Source organism: Roseateles sp. GW821-FHT09G09, assembly GCF_059415965.1.
Map to the genome: position 1 here is coordinate 484643 of NZ_JBWKOG010000005.1, position 15035 is coordinate 499677.

Sequence of the window (15035 nt, forward strand, 5' to 3'; positions counted from 1 at the left end):
CCCCTCTCCCGCTTGCGGGAGAGGGAGTTCGACCGGCTTGACTCAGGGATCTGGCTCCTCTTGCCCCCTCTCCCGCTTGCGGGAGAAGGGGTCCGACCGGCTCGACTCAGGGAGCTGGCTCCTCTTGCTCCCTCTCCCGCTTGCGGGAGAGGGTGGGGGTGAGGGCCAGCGGCCTCGGCAGACCGGAGGCTTCAGCGCTTGAGGATCAGCAGGCCCTTGAGGTACTCGCCCTCGGGGAAGTAGATCGTCTGCGGATGGTCGGGCGTCGCGCCGACGCGATCGAGGATCAGGCCGTCCGCGCCCGCATCGATGCCGGCGCCGGCCACGATCTTGTGGAACAGCTCCGGCCCCACGCCGCCCGAGCACGAGAAGGTGAACAACAGGCCGCCCGGCTTCAGCAGCATCAGGCCGAGGCGGTTGATGTCCTTGTACGCCCGCGCGGCGCGTTCCGCATGCGCGGCGGTCGGCGCGAACTTCGGCGGGTCCAGCACGATCGCGTCGAAGCTGCGGCCCTGCTTGAGCATGTCGCGCAGCGTGTGGTTGACGTCGGCATCCAGCGCCGTGTGATGCGCCGGATCGAAGCCGTTGAGCGCGACGTGCGCCGTGGCGCGCGCCAGCGCCGGACCGGACGAATCGACGCTGATGACGTCCGTCGCGCCGCCTGCCAGCGCGGCGACCGAGAAGCCGCCGGTGTAGCTGAAGCAGTTCAGCACCGACTGGCAGCCGTACTGCTTCACAGCCTCGCCAAACTTGCGGCGGTTGTCGCGCTGGTCGAGGTAGTAGCCCGTCTTGTGGCCCTCGGCCACATCGAGGCTCAGCTTCCAAGAGTTCTCCGAGATGACGATCTCGGTGGCGCCTTCGCCGCGCAGCCAGCCGGTGACGGGCTCCATGCCTTCAAGCGTGCGCACGTTCGCGTCGGAGCGCTCGTACAGCCGCGTGAGGCCGGTCTGCGCGAGCAGCAGGTCGGCGATCGTCTGTTTCCAGCGCTCGGTGCCGGCGGACAGGAACTGCGCGCTGAGCGTGTCGCCGTAGCGGTCGACGATCAGGCCGGGCAGGCCGTCGGCCTCGCCGTGGATGAGCCGCACCGCGTCGGAGGCGATCGGCATGCGCGCCCGCAGCGCCAGCGCCGCGGCGATGCGGCGCTCGAAGAAGGCGGCGTCGATGCGCTCCTGCTCATCGAAGCTCCACGCGCGCACGCGGATCAGCGACTCCGGACTGAACGAGGCCCAGCACAGGAAGCTGCCGTCGGCCGCCTCCACGCGCACGGTCTCGCCGGCGTCGGCCTTGCCCCTCGCGATCGAGCCCTCGAAGACCCAGGGATGGCGGCGGAGGAGCGAGCGCTCCTTACCCTCGCGGAGACGGATGGATTTCATGGGGACGGATTGTCCGCGATGGCGCAGGGTCAGTCGTCGTCGCCGCCCCATCGCACTTGAGGCGGTACGGGCGGCCACTCCCCGGCCTTGCGGCGCTGATCGAACCAGCTGTGCATGGCCGAATCCTGCACCGCGTACTCGCCGCGCGCCGACTTCCACACCAGCACGGGCGAATGTTGCCGAAGCGAATCAAGGGCTCTCTGCACCATGGGCACACTGATCGGCTGCGCCAGCAACTCGCTGTAGAAGCGCAGGGCTTCGGAGTCGAACGCACGGAACCTGCCGGCCTGCTCCAGCATCCGCCACAGCACGACCTGCTCGATCGGCTTGAGCCCGAGGAAGTCCGCCTCCATCTGCGATTCGTCCTTGCGCTGATGCTCGCCGGACGCGTTCAGGAGCGCTTCCTCAAAACGACCCCGGATGCCCGACAACGGACTCAACACCTCTCCGAGCGCCGCCATGAACAGCTGCGGCCGATGGCCGATCGCCTCGAAGGCCCGCTGAAGCGCATCCTGATCGACGGGGGCCAGCGACGGACGCTGCGCCTCGATCAGGGACGCCACGTGAGCGATGAAGTCGGCGCCCAGCGGCGGCATCGCCTGCACGTGAGATCCGAAGAACGGCGCGGCATTGGCGTTGACCAGGCGCATGAGCTTGTCGCGGTCCGAGCCGGACATCACCAGCATCAGATTCACCGCGTCACGGCTGTTCAACTGATCGCGTGCGGATTTCAAGGAGGTCATCGCCGCCTCGCCCCGCTCGCTGGTGAGCGCGTGCTGGGCCTCGTCGATGATCAATGCGACCGGCTTGCCCGCGGTCTCATGCAACGCACGCAAGGCGTCGACGAGGGTGAGCCCCTCCAGCGTTCCGATCTTGCTGGTGTCGATCTGCAGCCACCCCGCCATGCTGAGCTTGTCCAGACCGGCCTTCTTCGCGGTGCGGGCGACCAGTCCCAGCTGCGGCTGGAGGGCGCGCCCGATGGCCTCTGCGATCACGACCGCAGGATCGCGCCCCGTGTCGGTCCAGAGGTCCGTGTAGACCACCACCACGCCGGCCGCCTCCAGCGCCGGCTTCAGATCGCTCTGCAGGAACGTGGACTTGCCGGTGCGACGGGGCGCCGATAAGAACAGGCCGTTGTGCGCATCCCCGAACAGCGACTTCCCCATCAGCGCGGGCACCAACTGTTCGGCCAGATCGGTCCGCGGGAAGGAGATCATCGTTTTATCGGTCAATTATCGGAAAACCGATAATTTATCGGTTGGACCGATAAAACTCAATGATTCGTTCGAGTCAGGCGGCCGCCGACTGCTCGACGGGCGGTCAGCGCTTCGCCGCCGGCCCCAGCGTCCCGAACGCCCAGCCGACGTTCAGGCTGACCATCGGGGTGCTCTGCTTCTCGCCGCCGAGCGCCTTCCACTGGCCCACGCCAACCTTCACGCGCAGGCGGTCGCGGCCGGTGCCTTCCCACTGCGCCCACAGCTCGCCCTGCGACACCGCGCCGCCGCCCACCGCGACGCCGCCGCCGCCCGCCGCGCCGACCAGCGCTTCCGCGCCGACGCGCACGCCGTTCCACTTCGGCGAATGCGCGCCGAGACCGAACATGCCGTACGAGAACGCGCCCGCCTTGCCCAGCGCCGCGCTGCCCGCCTGCGCCACGCCGTACCACGGGCCGCCGAAGTCACGCGTCATGCCGATGCCCAGACCGGTCACGTTGTCCTTGGAGCCGTCCTTGAACTTGAATTCCTTGAAGTAGGGCATGCTCAGGTACAGCGCCTGCGCGCGCACCGTGCCGGACTCCAGCGGCGGCGAGTCCAGGATGCGCGACACCTTCTCCAGCGGCAGCGCCAGCGAACCGCGCACCTGGAAGGAGTCGTAGTTCCCCCACGGCGCCTTCATGTAGCCGGCGTCCAGCCGCAAGGTCGGGCCCCACGGGGTGATCCAGCGCAGCGTCGGACCGACCCGCACCAGCCAGCCGTTGCCCGTGTCCATGTCGCCGCCGCCGCCCAGGCCGAAGGAGAACTGGCCGCCGATGCGCAGCCGCTCGCTGCCGATGCCCCAGTCCTGGCCGGCGTTGGCGAGGATCTCCATGTAGCCGTCGTGTCCGCCGGACGCGGCGCCCGACGCTTCCAGGCCCCACCACGACGACCCGTCGCCGAAGTACTGCCGCAGGTCGCCGCCGGCCTTGCCCTTGCGGCCCGTCAGCGGCACGCCGCCGCGCGTGCGGCTGCCGCTGCGCGGCTTCTCGACACCCGCGCTCAGCGCGATCTCGTCGAAGCCCATGCCGGTGCGGTCGCCCGCGCGTCCCGGCGATCCCGAATCGCTGGGATTGAAGCTCAGGAACTTGTCCATCCGACCGAGCGTGAACGCGACACCGGTGTCCTTGATGTTTCCGTTGCCGTTCGGGAAGGTGATGTGCGACACGCCGACGCCGGCGTACCAGTTGCCGAACTCGCCGCGCAGCGACAGCTCCGGCCTCAGCATCAGCCCGCCGCCCGGCCGCACCTTGTCCGAGCTCACGCCGCCGCCCGCACCCGCGTAGAGGCTCGCCGCGAGGTGCACGTCCTGCGCGATGCGGAAGCGCCGCTGCACGTTGAAGCCGACCGTGAACAGGCCGCCGAATTCGCCCTTAGCGGCGCCGTACGCAGCCGGGCCGAGTCCCCAGTCCTCGTTGATCGCGACCATGTAGTGCGCGCCCAGGAAGGCCGTCTTCTGCCCCGTGGGCATCTTGACCGGCGACCAGTTCAGCTCGAATGCGGCAGGCCGGCTGTCGGTGGCCGTGACGACCCGCGGCGGCTCCTTCACATGGATGGTCACGCGGACCTCGCCCTTGCTCATGTCGGTCGTCGTGACGCCGCCGTACTTGTTCGCTTCTTCCACCTCGACGGGCGTCGAGAACTTCGTCGGCGGGCTTTGCGTCTGAGCCTGAGCCTGCGCGTGAGCCGCAAACAGCGCCGAGCACAACAGCAGCGGACGGGACGGGAACGGAGCGTTCGAAGCGTTCAGGACGGAGCGGAGCATCGTTGTCGATCGGTTATTTCTTGCGGGCGCGGGGGTGCGCCGCGTCGTAGACCTTGGCCAGGTGCTGGAAGTCCAGCCGGGTGTAGATCTGCGTGGTGCTGATGTTGGCGTGGCCCAGCAGTTCCTGGACCGCGCGCAGGTCGCCGCTGCTCTGCAGCAGGTGCGACGCGAAGGAGTGGCGCAGCATGTGCGGATGGACGTGCGTGGGCATGCCCGCCGCGAGCGCACGCTGCTTGAGGCGCTTGCGGATCTGGTCGGCGCTGAGCCGGCCGCCGCGCGGTCCGACCAGCAGCGCCGGCTCGTCCGCCGCGGCCCATTGGCCGCGTACCGCGATCCAGGCTTGCAGCGCCGTCATCGAGGGGCCGCCCAGCGGCACGGCGCGGCGCTTCGAGCCCTTGCCGAGCACCTGCGCCTCGGCGCCCTCGAGCACGATCCAGCCGGCCGACGAGGCCTGATGGCGCTGGTCCAGGCCCGCGAGTTCGGAGACCCGCAGCCCGCTGCCGTAGAGCAGCTCGACGATGCAGCGCTCCAGCGCCTCGGCGACCGGATCGGCCGCGTCCTGCTGATGCTCGGCGAGCCGCACCGCGTCGTCGACGCCCAGCGCCTTCGGCAGCGGCCGGCCTTGCTTGGGCGCATGCAGGTCGGCGATCGGGTTCGCCTCGACGAGGCCGTTCTGGCCCAGCCAGCGGTACCAGCCGCGCCACGCGGACAGGATGAGCGCCAGCGTGCGCGGCTTGAGCTTCTCTCCGTGCAGCTTCGCCAGGAAACGCCGCGCCTGATGCGCCGACAGGCGCAGCAGGTTCAGGTCCTCCGCTGCGGCGAGCCCGGTCAGCCGCTGCAGCGCGTCCGTGTAGAGCGTCAGCGTGCGCTCCGCCAGGCGGCGCTGCACGCGCAGGTGTTCCAGGTAGCGCTGCTGCTCGTCAGTCAGGCTGGGCGACGACATGGGGAGCGACCGGAGGAACGGCGTGCGGGTCGGCGTCCAGCAGGCGCGAGAGCGCCGCGCTGGCGATCTCGCCGACGCGGGCCAGGAACTCGGTGCCCATCTCGGCCGTGTAGCGCGTCGGATCCGGCGAGCCCAGCACCAGCAGCCCGAAGGGCTGCGCCGGCGCGCCCGTGGTCAGCGGCACCAGCGCCAGCGAGGCCACGTCGTCCTCGAGCCAGCGCGCCGCCTCGAAGCCCGAATTGATGCCGCAGTACGGCTGGTTCAGGCTGCCCACGAAGGCCTTCACGTCCGGGCTGACCTCGGCCGCGAACGGCGCCAGCGCATGGCCGGCGTCCACGTTCCACAGCCGCAGGCCCGCCTGCGGGATCAGGAACTGGTGGCGCAGCTCGCGCAGCAGCACTTCCGGCAGCTGGCGGTCGTCGCGCGTCAGCATCAGCGCCAGCGTCCAGCGGTGCAGCCGGTCGGCGATCGCGACGTTCTCCTGCCCGTTGCGGATCATCTCGATGATCTTGTTCTCGAGGCCGCGGATCTTGTCACGCAGCAACTCCGCCTGGCGCTCCTGCAGCGAGACCGCGCGCTGCCCGTGCGGATGCGAGATCCGGACGTTGGCCAGCAGTTCGGCGTGACGTTCGAAGAACGCCGGGTCATTCGCCAAGTAGTCGGCGATGTCTTGTTCGGTAATGCCTTCGATGCCGCTCACAGTTCGATTTCTCCTTCAAAGACCGTCTGTGCCGGCCCCGTCATGTAGACCGGGGCGGACAGCCCCGGACCGCCCGGCGTCATGCCGGCCCATTCGATGCGCAGGTCGCCGCCGCGGGTGTGTACCTCGACCGCAGCGTCCAGCCAGCCCAGCCGGATGCCCGCCACCACCGCCGCGCACGCGCCGGTGCCACAGGCCAGCGTCTCGCCGGCGCCGCGTTCGAACACGCGCAGCTTCACCTCGCCGCGGTTGACGACCTGCAGGAAGCCGGCGTTGACACGGCGCGGGAACGACGCATGGTGCTCGACCAGCGGCCCGACGATGCTCACCGGCGCCCGGTCGACATCGTCGACCCGCTGCACCGCGTGCGGATTGCCCATGGACAGCACGGCGACATCCGCCGTCATGCCGTCGCCCAGGTCCAGCGGCCAGCGCTCGAACCCGTTCTCGTGGCGCGGCGCGGATTCCTTCGGGTCGAACGGGATCCGCGGCAGGTCGAAGACCGGCGCGCCCATGTCGACCGTGACGCGGCCGTCGTCCTGCAGGCGCAGCTCCAGCAGCGCGTTGAGGGTCTGCACGCGGATGGTCCGCTTGTCGGTCAGGCCCTTGTCGACGACGTAGCGCACGAAGCAGCGCGCGCCGTTGCCGCACTGTTCGACCTCGGAGCCGTCCGAGTTGAAGATGCGATAGCCGAAGTCGACGTCAGGCGTCTTCGATGCCTCGATCACCAGGATCTGGTCGCAGCCCACGCCGAAACGGCGGTCGCCGACGCGCCGCAGCTGATCGCTGGTCAGCGGCATCGGGTGGCGCGTGGCGTCCAGCACGACGAAGTCGTTGCCGGCCCCCTGCATCTTGGTGAAGCGCAGTTTCATGGGAGCGGATTATCAGGAATACAGCGACGGCTCGCCGGGCGGTCTGGTCTTGAATCGCTTGTGGACCCAGAAATACTGGGCCGGGTGCTCGCGGATCCGGTCCTCGAGCCAGCGGTGGAAGTGGTTCGCGTCGGCTTCCATGTCGCCGCTGGGATAGCCGTCCAGCGGTTCGTGCGCGTGGATGACGATGCCTTCGCCCTTGGGCAGCATCGTGACGACCACCGGCTGCACCACCATCTTCATCGTCTGCGCGATCTTGGCCGGCGCCAGCAGGGTGTTGGCCGGCACGCCGAAGAACGGGATGAAGGCCGAGTCCTTCGGGCCGAAGTCCATGTCGGGCAGGTTCAGGAAGGAGTAGCCGTCGCGGATCGCCCGCAGCACGCTGCGCACGCCCTCGTGGCGGTCGACCAGCTTGGTCGTGCCGAAGCGCGAGCGCGCCTTGCGCAGCGCCTCGTCGAAGAGCGCGTTGCTCTGCCGCTGGTAGATGCTGGCGCCGGGTCTTGCCTGGTTGAGCATCAGCGCCGGCCCGATCCAGTCCAGGCCCACGAAGTGCGGCATCAGCCACATCACCGGGCGGTCGACCTGTTCGGAGAGCTTGATGTTGCCCTCGATGCGCATCAGCTTCAGCAGCCGCCGGTCCGACGCGAACCAGAGCAGGCCGCGTTCGAGCAGGCTGCGCCCCAGCCAGCCGAAGTGCTCGCGCACCAGCGCCTGGCGTTCGGCCACGGGCTTGTCCGGGAAGCAGAGTTCCACGTTGCGCAGCGCGACGCGCCGCCGCGATCCGGCCACGCGGTGCAGCAGGGCGCCCAGGCCCCATCCGAGGGCGGCCAGCCAGCGCAGCGGCAGCCAGTGCAGCAGCCACAGCAGGCTGATCAGCGCATATGTACCCAGTTTTCCCATCCGCCCGTCCGTGGGCCCGCTCGGGCCTTGGTCTTTCCTATAATGCCGCCCCAGTCGCCGAGTTAATCTGGACAACTTGCGGGGCGACTCATAAATCCCGCTAAAGCGTTCGCCGCCTGACTCCCGTCTCGGCAACGCCAGAAGGCCGTGCCCGAAGACTGAATCACAGGAGTTTAAATTGGCGAGCGATTTCCTCTTCACCTCGGAATCCGTATCTGAAGGCCACCCCGACAAGGTGGCGGACCAGATCTCCGACGCCATCCTCGACGCCGTCCTGGCGCAGGACCCGCGCTCCCGCGTCGCGGCCGAGACCCTCTGCAACACCGGCCTGGTGGTGCTGGCCGGCGAGATCACGACCAACGCCCACGTCGACTACATCCAGGTCGCCCGCGACACGATCAAGCGCATCGGCTACGACAACACCGAGTACGGCATCGACTACAAGGGGTGCGCCGTGCTCGTCGCCTACGACAAGCAGAGCAATGACATCGCCCAGGGCGTCGACCAGGCCTCCGACGATCACCTGAACACCGGCGCCGGCGACCAGGGCCTGATGTTCGGCTACGCCTGCGACGAGACGCCGGAACTGATGCCCGCGCCGATCTACTACGCGCACCGCCTGGTCGAGCGCCAGGCCCAGCTGCGCAAGGACGGCCGCATGCCCTTCCTGCGCCCGGACGCGAAGAGCCAGGTCACCATGCGCTACGTCGACGGCAAGCCGCACAGCATCGACACCGTCGTGCTGTCGACCCAGCATGCGCCGGAGATGTCGCTGGGCGACAAGATGAAGCCCGAGTTCTACGAGGCCGTCATCGAGGAGATCATCAAGCCGGTGCTGCCCAAGGAGTGGCTGCAGGACACGAAGTACCTGGTCAACCCGACCGGCCGCTTCGTCATCGGCGGCCCGCAGGGCGACTGCGGCCTGACGGGCCGCAAGATCATCGTCGACACCTACGGCGGCGCCTGCCCGCACGGCGGCGGCGCGTTCTCGGGCAAGGATCCGACCAAGGTGGACCGCTCGGCCGCCTACGCGGCCCGCTACGTGGCGAAGAACATCGTCGCCGCCGGACTGGCCAAGCAGTGCCAGATCCAGGTCGCGTACGCGATCGGCGTCGCGCGTCCGATGAACGTCACGGTTTACACCGAAGGCACCGGCGTCCTCCCTGACGAGCAGATCGCCGCGCTGGTCAACGAGCACTTCGACCTGCGCCCCAAGGGCATCATCCAGATGCTGGACCTGCTGCGCCCGATCTACGGCAAGACGGCGGCCTACGGCCACTTCGGCCGTGAGGAGCCGGAGTTCAGCTGGGAACGGACGGACAAGGCGAAGGCGCTGCGCGCAGCGGCCGGGCTGTGATCCCCCTCTCTCCAAACCGGTCATTTGCCGCACGCGCGCAAACTTGATCCCCCGACTCAGGGCCGCCTCGCGCGGCCCTGGTCGTTTGAGGAAGGCGGGCATCGCGGCAGAATGACCGCATGCACGCCATGCCGACCTCGCCGTCCCCGCTGACCATCCTGATCGTCGACGATCAAAGCGCGACGCGCGTGGCGCTGACCGCGGAACTGGATCGCGCCGGCCACCGCGTGCTGGAAGCCGACAGCGCCGAGTGGGCGCTGGAGCTGTTCCGCCGCTACCGGCCCGACCTGGTGCTGCTGGACGTGGAGATGCCCGGCCACGACGGCTACTGGACCTGCCGCGAGATGCGCGCCGCCGAGCCCGGCGGCTGGACGCCGATCATCTTCCTGTCCCAGTTCAACCAGGACGAGGACGTGTGGAAGGGCATCGAGTCCGGCGGCGACGACTACCTCGTGAAGCCGGCCTCCGCGATGATCCTGCACGCCAAGTTGCGCGCGATGCAGCGCCTGGCGCAGATGCGCGCGCGGCTGGTGCAGATGTCCGAGGAACTGCGCGCCGCCAACGCGCAGCTGGAGGAGCTCTCCAGCGTCGACGCCATGACCGGCCTGATGAACCGGCGCGCGCTGGACGCGCGGCTGCAGCAGGAGCTGGACCTGGCGCGCCGCGACGGCAAGCCGCTGACGCTGATGCTGTGCGACGTCGACCACTTCAAGCGCTACAACGACGCGGCCGGCCACGTCGCCGGCGACGCCTGCCTGCGCCGCATCGGCCAGTTGCTGAAGGAAACCTGCCGCCGCCCGAGCGACTGCGCCGGCCGCTACGGCGGCGAGGAATTCGCGCTCGTGCTGCCCAACACGCCGCGCTCCGGCGCCATGACCTACGCCCGCGCGCTGATGCGCACCGTGGAACTGGCCGCGATCCCGCATCCGGATTCGCCGACCGGTGCCACGATCACGCTCTCCGGCGGGATCACGACCTGCCTGCCCGACGAGAGCACCAGCGCCGAAGGCCTGATCATCCGGGCCGACGACGCGCTCTACAACGCCAAGTCCACCGGCCGGAACCGCTTCTTCAGCTACGAGATGCAGATGGACACGGCGGAACAGCGCCGTCAGGCTGCGCCGACCGCGCCGGCCGCGGCCGCGGCCGCGCCCCCGGCACCCGGCGTGCCGCCCTCGTCCCCGACTTGAGGCATACCCGAACTGCCCTCGGCGGGACCGGCCCCGCATAATCGGCTCCGGCACATCTGGTTGCCGCCGTCGACGATGCCCGGCCATGGACGCTTCCGCCTCGCTGCCGCCTGCCTCGCTCCCTCCGCTGCGCATCCTGGTCGTGGATGACCAGGCCAGCACGCGCGGTTTCCTGTGCAGCCAGCTGCAGGCGATCGGACACCACACGCTGGAGGCGGACGGCGGCGACAGCGCCCTGGCCCGCTTCGACGGCGACCATCCCGACCTGGTGCTGCTCGACGTCGAGATGCCCGACCACGACGGCTACTGGGTCGCCAGCCAGATGCGGGCGCACGAGAACGGCGGCTGGACGCCGATCATCTTCCTCTCCAGCCGCGACCGCGACCAGGACCTCTGGCAGGGCATCGAGTCCGGCGGCGACGATTACCTGGTCAAGCCCGTGTCCAACACCGTGCTGCAGGCCAAGCTGCGCGCGATGCAACGCCTGCGGCGGATGCAGACGCGGCTGCAGGAGGTCTCCGACGACCTGCGGCACAGCAACGAGCGGCTGGAAAAGCTCTCCGGCGAGGACGCGCTGACGCGCCTGCTGAACCGCCGCGCCTTCGACGCCCGGCTCGCCCAGGAGATCGCCTGCGCGCGCCGCGACCAGACGCCGCTGACCCTGGTGCTGTGCGACATCGACCACTTCAAGCGCTACAACGACAACTTCGGTCATCTGGCCGGCGACGCCTGCCTGCAGCGCGTCGCGCTGCTGCTGCAGGAGACCTGCCGGCGCCCGCGCGACTGCGCGGCCCGCTACGGCGGCGAGGAGTTCGCGCTGATCCTGCCGGGCACGCCGCGCTCCGGCGCGATGACCTTCGCGCGGGCGGTGATGCGCACGCTGCGCAACTGCAACATGCGCCATCCGGACTCGGTCGAATCCCACGTCACGCTGTCCGGCGGCATCACCACCTGCGTGCCGGATGCGGAGACCTCCGTCGAAGGCCTGCTGCGGCGCGCCGACGACGCGCTCTACACGGCGAAGTCGCGCGGGCGCAACCGCTTCTTCAGCTTCGAGATGCAGATGGACACCGTCGAGCAGGCGCCGAGCGGCTTCGCACCGCTGTGAGCCGCAGAGGCTCCCGTACTGCCGCCGCCGCTGGCCCTCACCCCTGCCCTCTCCCGCAAGCGGGAGAGGGAGTCCGACCGAGTCTCCTCGTAGCGCTGGTTCCTCTTGGTCCCTCTCCCGCTTGCGGAAGAGGAAGTCCGATCGAGTCTCCTCGTAGCGCTGGCTCCTCTTACTCCCTCTCCCGCTTGCGGGAGAGGGTGGGGGTGAGGGCCAGCAGCCTCCGCAGTCAGAGAAGCACGCTCTGCTGCCACATCCGGCGCCGCGCCGGGGTACCGTCACGGCTTTCGACGACCACTGCTTCCGAATGCCCGTGATCGACCATGACGCGCTGCGGCGTCACGCCATCGCCCGCACCTTCTTCAAGCCGACCACGCTGCTGCGCGCGATCCAGCGCCTGGGCTTCGTGCAGGCCGATCCGATCCGCGCGCCGGCGCGGGCGCAGGACCTCATCCTGATGCACCGGGTGAAGGACTACCGCGCCGGCCAGCTCGAAGCCCGCTACGCGAAGCTGGCAGTGGAGGAGGACGCCCTCGTCAACTACGGCTTCCTGCCGCGCGAGACACTGGCCTTGCTGCACCCCCGCGTGGCGAAGAGCGCGTGGGACGACGCCATGAATGCCCGCGCGGCCGAGGTGCTCGCGTTCATCCGCGCCCGCGGCCGCACCCATCCGCAGCACGTGCAGCAGGCCTTCAGCCATGGACGCGTCGAGGGCTACTGGGGCGGCGAGCTCAACGCGAGCACGCACCTGCTCGACGGCATGCACTATCGCGGCCTGCTGCGCGTGGCGCGGCGCGATTCCGGCACGCGGGTCTACGAGGCGATCGAGCACCTGCTGCAAGACGACAGCCCTGAGGCCCGCCACGCCCGGGCGGCCGCGCTGCTCGACCTGATCGTGGCGCTGTATGCACCGTTGCCGTCGGCCAGCCTCGGCTACCTGACCTCGCTGCTGGGCTATGGCGCCCCGCACCTGCGCGTCGAGGCGCGCAACGTGCTGAAGGCAGCGAAGACCCGCTGGGGCCATGCGAAGGTCGACGGCGAGACCTGGTACTGGCCGGCCGACGAGAACCCCGCGTCGCGGGGTCACAAGGTCGAGGCGGAACGGCTGCGCTTCCTCGCGCCTTTCGATCCGCTGGTGTGGGACCGCCGCCGCTTCGAGCGGCTGTGGGGTTGGGCCTACCGCTTCGAGGCCTACACGCCGCCGGCGAAGCGGACGATGGGCCACTACGCGCTGCCGATGCTCTGGGGCGACCGGATGATCGGCTGGGCCAACCTGAAGGTCGAGGCCGGGACGCTGGTCCCGGACCTCGGCTTCATCGACAGGCGTCCGCGCGACGCGGCCTTCCGCGCCGCGCTGGACGAGGCGTACTACGGGATGGCCGTGTTCCTCGGACTCGAGGAATGAATCAAGGACGTCACGCGTTCACGAGCGCCATCGACACCTCGGGGTAACGGTCCCCGGCGACCGGGAACTCGTCGAGCAGGTCCCGCAGGTCCTCGCGCAGCACGTCGTTGAGCCGCAGGCGTGCGGCCATCGCGTTCTCCTCCAGCCGCGCGATCGAGCGCGTACCGGGGATGGGCACGACGTCCGGACCGCGGTCCAGCAACCAGGCGAGCGCCAGTTGCGCCGGCGTCAGGCCGTGGTCGCGGGCCAGCGCGACGATCGCATCGGCCAGCGCGAGGTTCTGCGCCAGGTGGCCGTCCTGGAAACGCGGATTGACGCGCCGCCAGTCGTTCGCCGCCAACTGGTCGGCGCTGCGGATCGCGCCGGTCAGGAAGCCGCGCCCCAGCGGGCTGTACGGCACCAGGGCGATGCCGAGCTCGCGGCAGGTGGGCAGCACCTCGGCCTCGACGTCGCGGGTCCACAGCGAGTACTCGGACTGCACCGCCGCGATCGGATGCACCTTGTGGGCGCGGCGGATGGTCTCGGCGGACGCCTCGGACAGGCCGATGTGACGCACCTTGCCGGCGCGCACCAGCGCGGCCATGGCGCCGACCGTCTCCTCGATCGGCACCGACTTGTCCACGCGGTGCAGGTAGTACAGGTCGATGTGGTTGACGCCGAGGCGGCGCAGGCTGCCGTCGCAGGACGCGTGGACGTTCAGCGGCCGACCGTTGACGCCGGCCGAGAGCCCGTCGGCGTTGCGGACGATGCCGAACTTGGTGGCGAGCACCACTTCGCGGCGGCGGTTGGCGAGCAGCCCGGACAGCAGCCGCTCGTTGGCGCCGTTGCCGTAGATGTCGGACGTGTCGAGGAAGTTCATCCCCAGGTCCAGCGCGCGGTGCAGGACGGCCATCGACGTGGCCTCGTCGGCGGGGCCGTAGAAATCGGACATCCCCATGCAGCCGAGGCCGAGCGCGGAGACCTCCGGTCCATGCGCGCCGAGCCGGCGACGCGGCAGCTGGGGCAGGTTGTTGAGCGGTTCCCTGGACATGGGGGTCATGGCGGCACTCCTTCAAAAGCGGTGGGAGCGCGACGACCCGGACGGCCGCCGCGATGAGGCAGAGCTTAGAAATCCGCCCCCCTCCGGAACCAGCGCAATGCTCGCCCATCCTTGCCCGATCCTCCGGAACCCCGTCCGCCGCGCTCGCGGGCGCTGGCGGCGCGCGCGACGGACTTGCACAATCCGATGCATGGTCGCCCCCACTCCGATTCCCCTCGCCGACGGCTTCCCCGACGCGCTGCAGGCCCTGCGCGCGCAGATGGTGGATCTGACGCTCCGGCACATCGACGGCGAAGGCTCCCGCCCGACCGCCATCCCCTGCCTGCACCTGATCAAGGCCAGCTGCAGCATGCCCAAGACCGCGCCGGCGTTCTACGAGCCCGGCCTGGCCATCGTGCTGCAGGGGCGCAAGAAGGTGGAGCTCGGCAACGAGACGCTGTACTACGACCCGCTGCACTTCCTGCTGGTGTCGATGCCGATGCTGCCCAAGGGCGGCGTCATCGAGGCGACGCCGGACAAGCCCTACCTGTGCGTGCGCATCGACTGCTCGACCGCGACGCTGGCGGAGCTGATGCTCGAGGTCGGCCCGGCGAGCACCGACGCATCGCCGTCGGCGCAGTCGGGGCTGAACGTCGCGCCGGTGTCGGAGCCGCTGCTCAGCGCCGCGCTGCGCCTGATGCAGCTGCTGGACAGCCCGTCGGACCAGCGCGTCATGGGACCGCTGCTGCAGCGGGAGATCTTCTATCGCGTGCTGACGGGGCCGCTCGGTCCGCGGCTGCGCGCGCTGGCGCAGCAGGACAGCGCGACACGCCGCCTGTCGCGCGCGATCGACGAACTGAACCGCCGCTTCAGCGAAGCCATCAGCATCGACGAGCTGGCCGAGGTCGCGCACATGAGCGCCTCGACGCTGCATCAGCGCTTCAAGCAGCTGACGAGCATGTCGCCGATGCAGTACCAGAAGCAGCTGCGGCTGCAGCATGCGCGCCGCCTGATGCTCGGCGAAGGCCTGGATGCGGCGGCCGCGGCGCACCAGGTCGGCTACGAGAGCGCCTCGCAGTTCAGCCGCGAGTACCGCCGCCTCTTCGGCACGCCGCCGCGCGCCGACATCGAGCAGTTGCTGCGCGCGGGATGAG

13 protein-coding genes are annotated in these 15035 nt (G+C 69.7%); 5 read left to right on the forward strand and 8 right to left on the reverse strand.

The annotated features are described in order from the left end of the window. Positions 1-191 precede the first annotated feature (191 nt). The 7 genes from AC07O8_RS16225 to AC07O8_RS16255 all read right to left on the reverse strand — a co-directional run bounded on the left by AC07O8_RS16225 (position 192) and on the right by AC07O8_RS16255 (position 7806). The gene (locus tag AC07O8_RS16225; protein ID WP_495049008.1) at positions 192-1373 is read right to left on the reverse strand and encodes a class I SAM-dependent rRNA methyltransferase; all 1182 of its coding nucleotides are present in this window, start codon (positions 1371-1373) and stop codon (positions 192-194) included. A gap of 29 nt (positions 1374-1402) precedes the next feature. Beyond that, positions 1403-2590 (reverse strand): AAA family ATPase, encoded by a 1188-nt coding sequence (locus tag AC07O8_RS16230; RefSeq protein WP_495049009.1) that lies wholly within the window; start codon positions 2588-2590, stop codon positions 1403-1405. 103 nt (positions 2591-2693) lie between these two features. Further along, positions 2694-4391, reverse strand: a complete 1698-nt coding sequence (locus AC07O8_RS16235; protein WP_495049010.1) for a hypothetical protein — start codon at positions 4389-4391, stop codon at positions 2694-2696. Between the two features lie 13 nt (positions 4392-4404). Beyond that, entirely contained in the window at positions 4405-5334 is a 930-nt protein-coding gene (locus tag AC07O8_RS16240; RefSeq protein ID WP_495049011.1) for a tyrosine recombinase XerC, read from the reverse strand. Next, a complete protein-coding gene (locus tag AC07O8_RS16245) occupies positions 5312-6034 on the reverse strand; it encodes a DUF484 family protein (RefSeq protein ID WP_495049012.1) in 723 nt (240 codons plus the stop codon). The genes AC07O8_RS16240 and AC07O8_RS16245 overlap by 23 nt, the downstream gene beginning before the upstream one ends. Next, positions 6031-6906 (reverse strand): diaminopimelate epimerase, encoded by an 876-nt coding sequence (dapF, locus tag AC07O8_RS16250; RefSeq protein WP_495049013.1) that lies wholly within the window; start codon positions 6904-6906, stop codon positions 6031-6033. Before dapF ends, AC07O8_RS16245 begins: the two co-directional genes overlap by 4 nt. Before the next feature lie 12 nt (positions 6907-6918). Next, positions 6919-7806: an LpxL/LpxP family acyltransferase gene (locus AC07O8_RS16255; protein WP_495049014.1), complete on the reverse strand. Its 888-nt coding sequence runs from the start codon at positions 7804-7806 to the stop codon at positions 6919-6921. A gap of 178 nt (positions 7807-7984) precedes the next feature. On the opposite strand from AC07O8_RS16255, the gene metK reads away from it, so the two are divergent. From metK to AC07O8_RS16275, 4 genes are all read left to right on the forward strand, one after another. Then, the gene (metK, locus tag AC07O8_RS16260) at positions 7985-9163 is read left to right on the forward strand and encodes a methionine adenosyltransferase (protein ID WP_495049015.1); all 1179 of its coding nucleotides are present in this window, start codon (positions 7985-7987) and stop codon (positions 9161-9163) included. A gap of 119 nt (positions 9164-9282) precedes the next feature. Then, a complete protein-coding gene (locus tag AC07O8_RS16265) occupies positions 9283-10353 on the forward strand; it encodes a GGDEF domain-containing response regulator (RefSeq protein WP_495049016.1) in 1071 nt (356 codons plus the stop codon). 85 nt (positions 10354-10438) lie between these two features. Next, positions 10439-11461, forward strand: a complete 1023-nt coding sequence (locus AC07O8_RS16270; protein ID WP_495049017.1) for a GGDEF domain-containing response regulator — start codon at positions 10439-10441, stop codon at positions 11459-11461. Positions 11462-11765: 304 nt separating this feature from the next. Beyond that, positions 11766-12863: a DNA glycosylase AlkZ-like family protein gene (locus tag AC07O8_RS16275; RefSeq protein ID WP_495049018.1), complete on the forward strand. Its 1098-nt coding sequence runs from the start codon at positions 11766-11768 to the stop codon at positions 12861-12863. A gap of 10 nt (positions 12864-12873) precedes the next feature. Here the strand turns inward: AC07O8_RS16275 and AC07O8_RS16280 are convergent, their stop codons facing one another. Continuing rightward, positions 12874-13902: an aldo/keto reductase gene (locus AC07O8_RS16280; protein ID WP_495049019.1), complete on the reverse strand. Its 1029-nt coding sequence runs from the start codon at positions 13900-13902 to the stop codon at positions 12874-12876. 190 nt (positions 13903-14092) lie between these two features. Here AC07O8_RS16280 and AC07O8_RS16285 point away from each other — a divergent pair, with 190 nt between their 5' ends. Continuing rightward, a complete protein-coding gene (locus AC07O8_RS16285; protein ID WP_495049020.1) occupies positions 14093-15034 on the forward strand; it encodes an AraC family transcriptional regulator in 942 nt (313 codons plus the stop codon). The last annotated feature ends 1 nt before the right edge of the window (position 15035 follow it).

Excerpts from the sequence above, each read along its gene's own strand:
- AC07O8_RS16225 (WP_495049008.1), bottom strand. The coding sequence starts at position 1,373 with ATGAAATCCATCCGTCTCCGCGAGGGTAAGGAGCGCTCGCTCCTCCGC.
- AC07O8_RS16255 (WP_495049014.1), bottom strand. The coding sequence starts at position 7,806 with ATGGGAAAACTGGGTACATATGCGCTGATCAGCCTGCTGTGGCTGCTG.
- AC07O8_RS16275 (WP_495049018.1), top strand. The coding sequence starts at position 11,766 with ATGCCCGTGATCGACCATGACGCGCTGCGGCGTCACGCCATCGCCCGC.
- dapF (WP_495049013.1), bottom strand. The coding sequence starts at position 6,906 with ATGAAACTGCGCTTCACCAAGATGCAGGGGGCCGGCAACGACTTCGTC.
- AC07O8_RS16270 (WP_495049017.1), top strand. The coding sequence starts at position 10,439 with ATGGACGCTTCCGCCTCGCTGCCGCCTGCCTCGCTCCCTCCGCTGCGC.
- AC07O8_RS16280 (WP_495049019.1), bottom strand. The coding sequence starts at position 13,902 with ATGACCCCCATGTCCAGGGAACCGCTCAACAACCTGCCCCAGCTGCCG.
- AC07O8_RS16230 (WP_495049009.1), bottom strand. The coding sequence starts at position 2,590 with ATGATCTCCTTCCCGCGGACCGATCTGGCCGAACAGTTGGTGCCCGCG.
- AC07O8_RS16240 (WP_495049011.1), bottom strand. The coding sequence starts at position 5,334 with ATGTCGTCGCCCAGCCTGACTGACGAGCAGCAGCGCTACCTGGAACAC.
- AC07O8_RS16265 (WP_495049016.1), top strand. The coding sequence starts at position 9,283 with ATGCACGCCATGCCGACCTCGCCGTCCCCGCTGACCATCCTGATCGTC.
- AC07O8_RS16285 (WP_495049020.1), top strand. The coding sequence starts at position 14,093 with ATGGTCGCCCCCACTCCGATTCCCCTCGCCGACGGCTTCCCCGACGCG.
- AC07O8_RS16235 (WP_495049010.1), bottom strand. The coding sequence starts at position 4,391 with ATGCTCCGCTCCGTCCTGAACGCTTCGAACGCTCCGTTCCCGTCCCGT.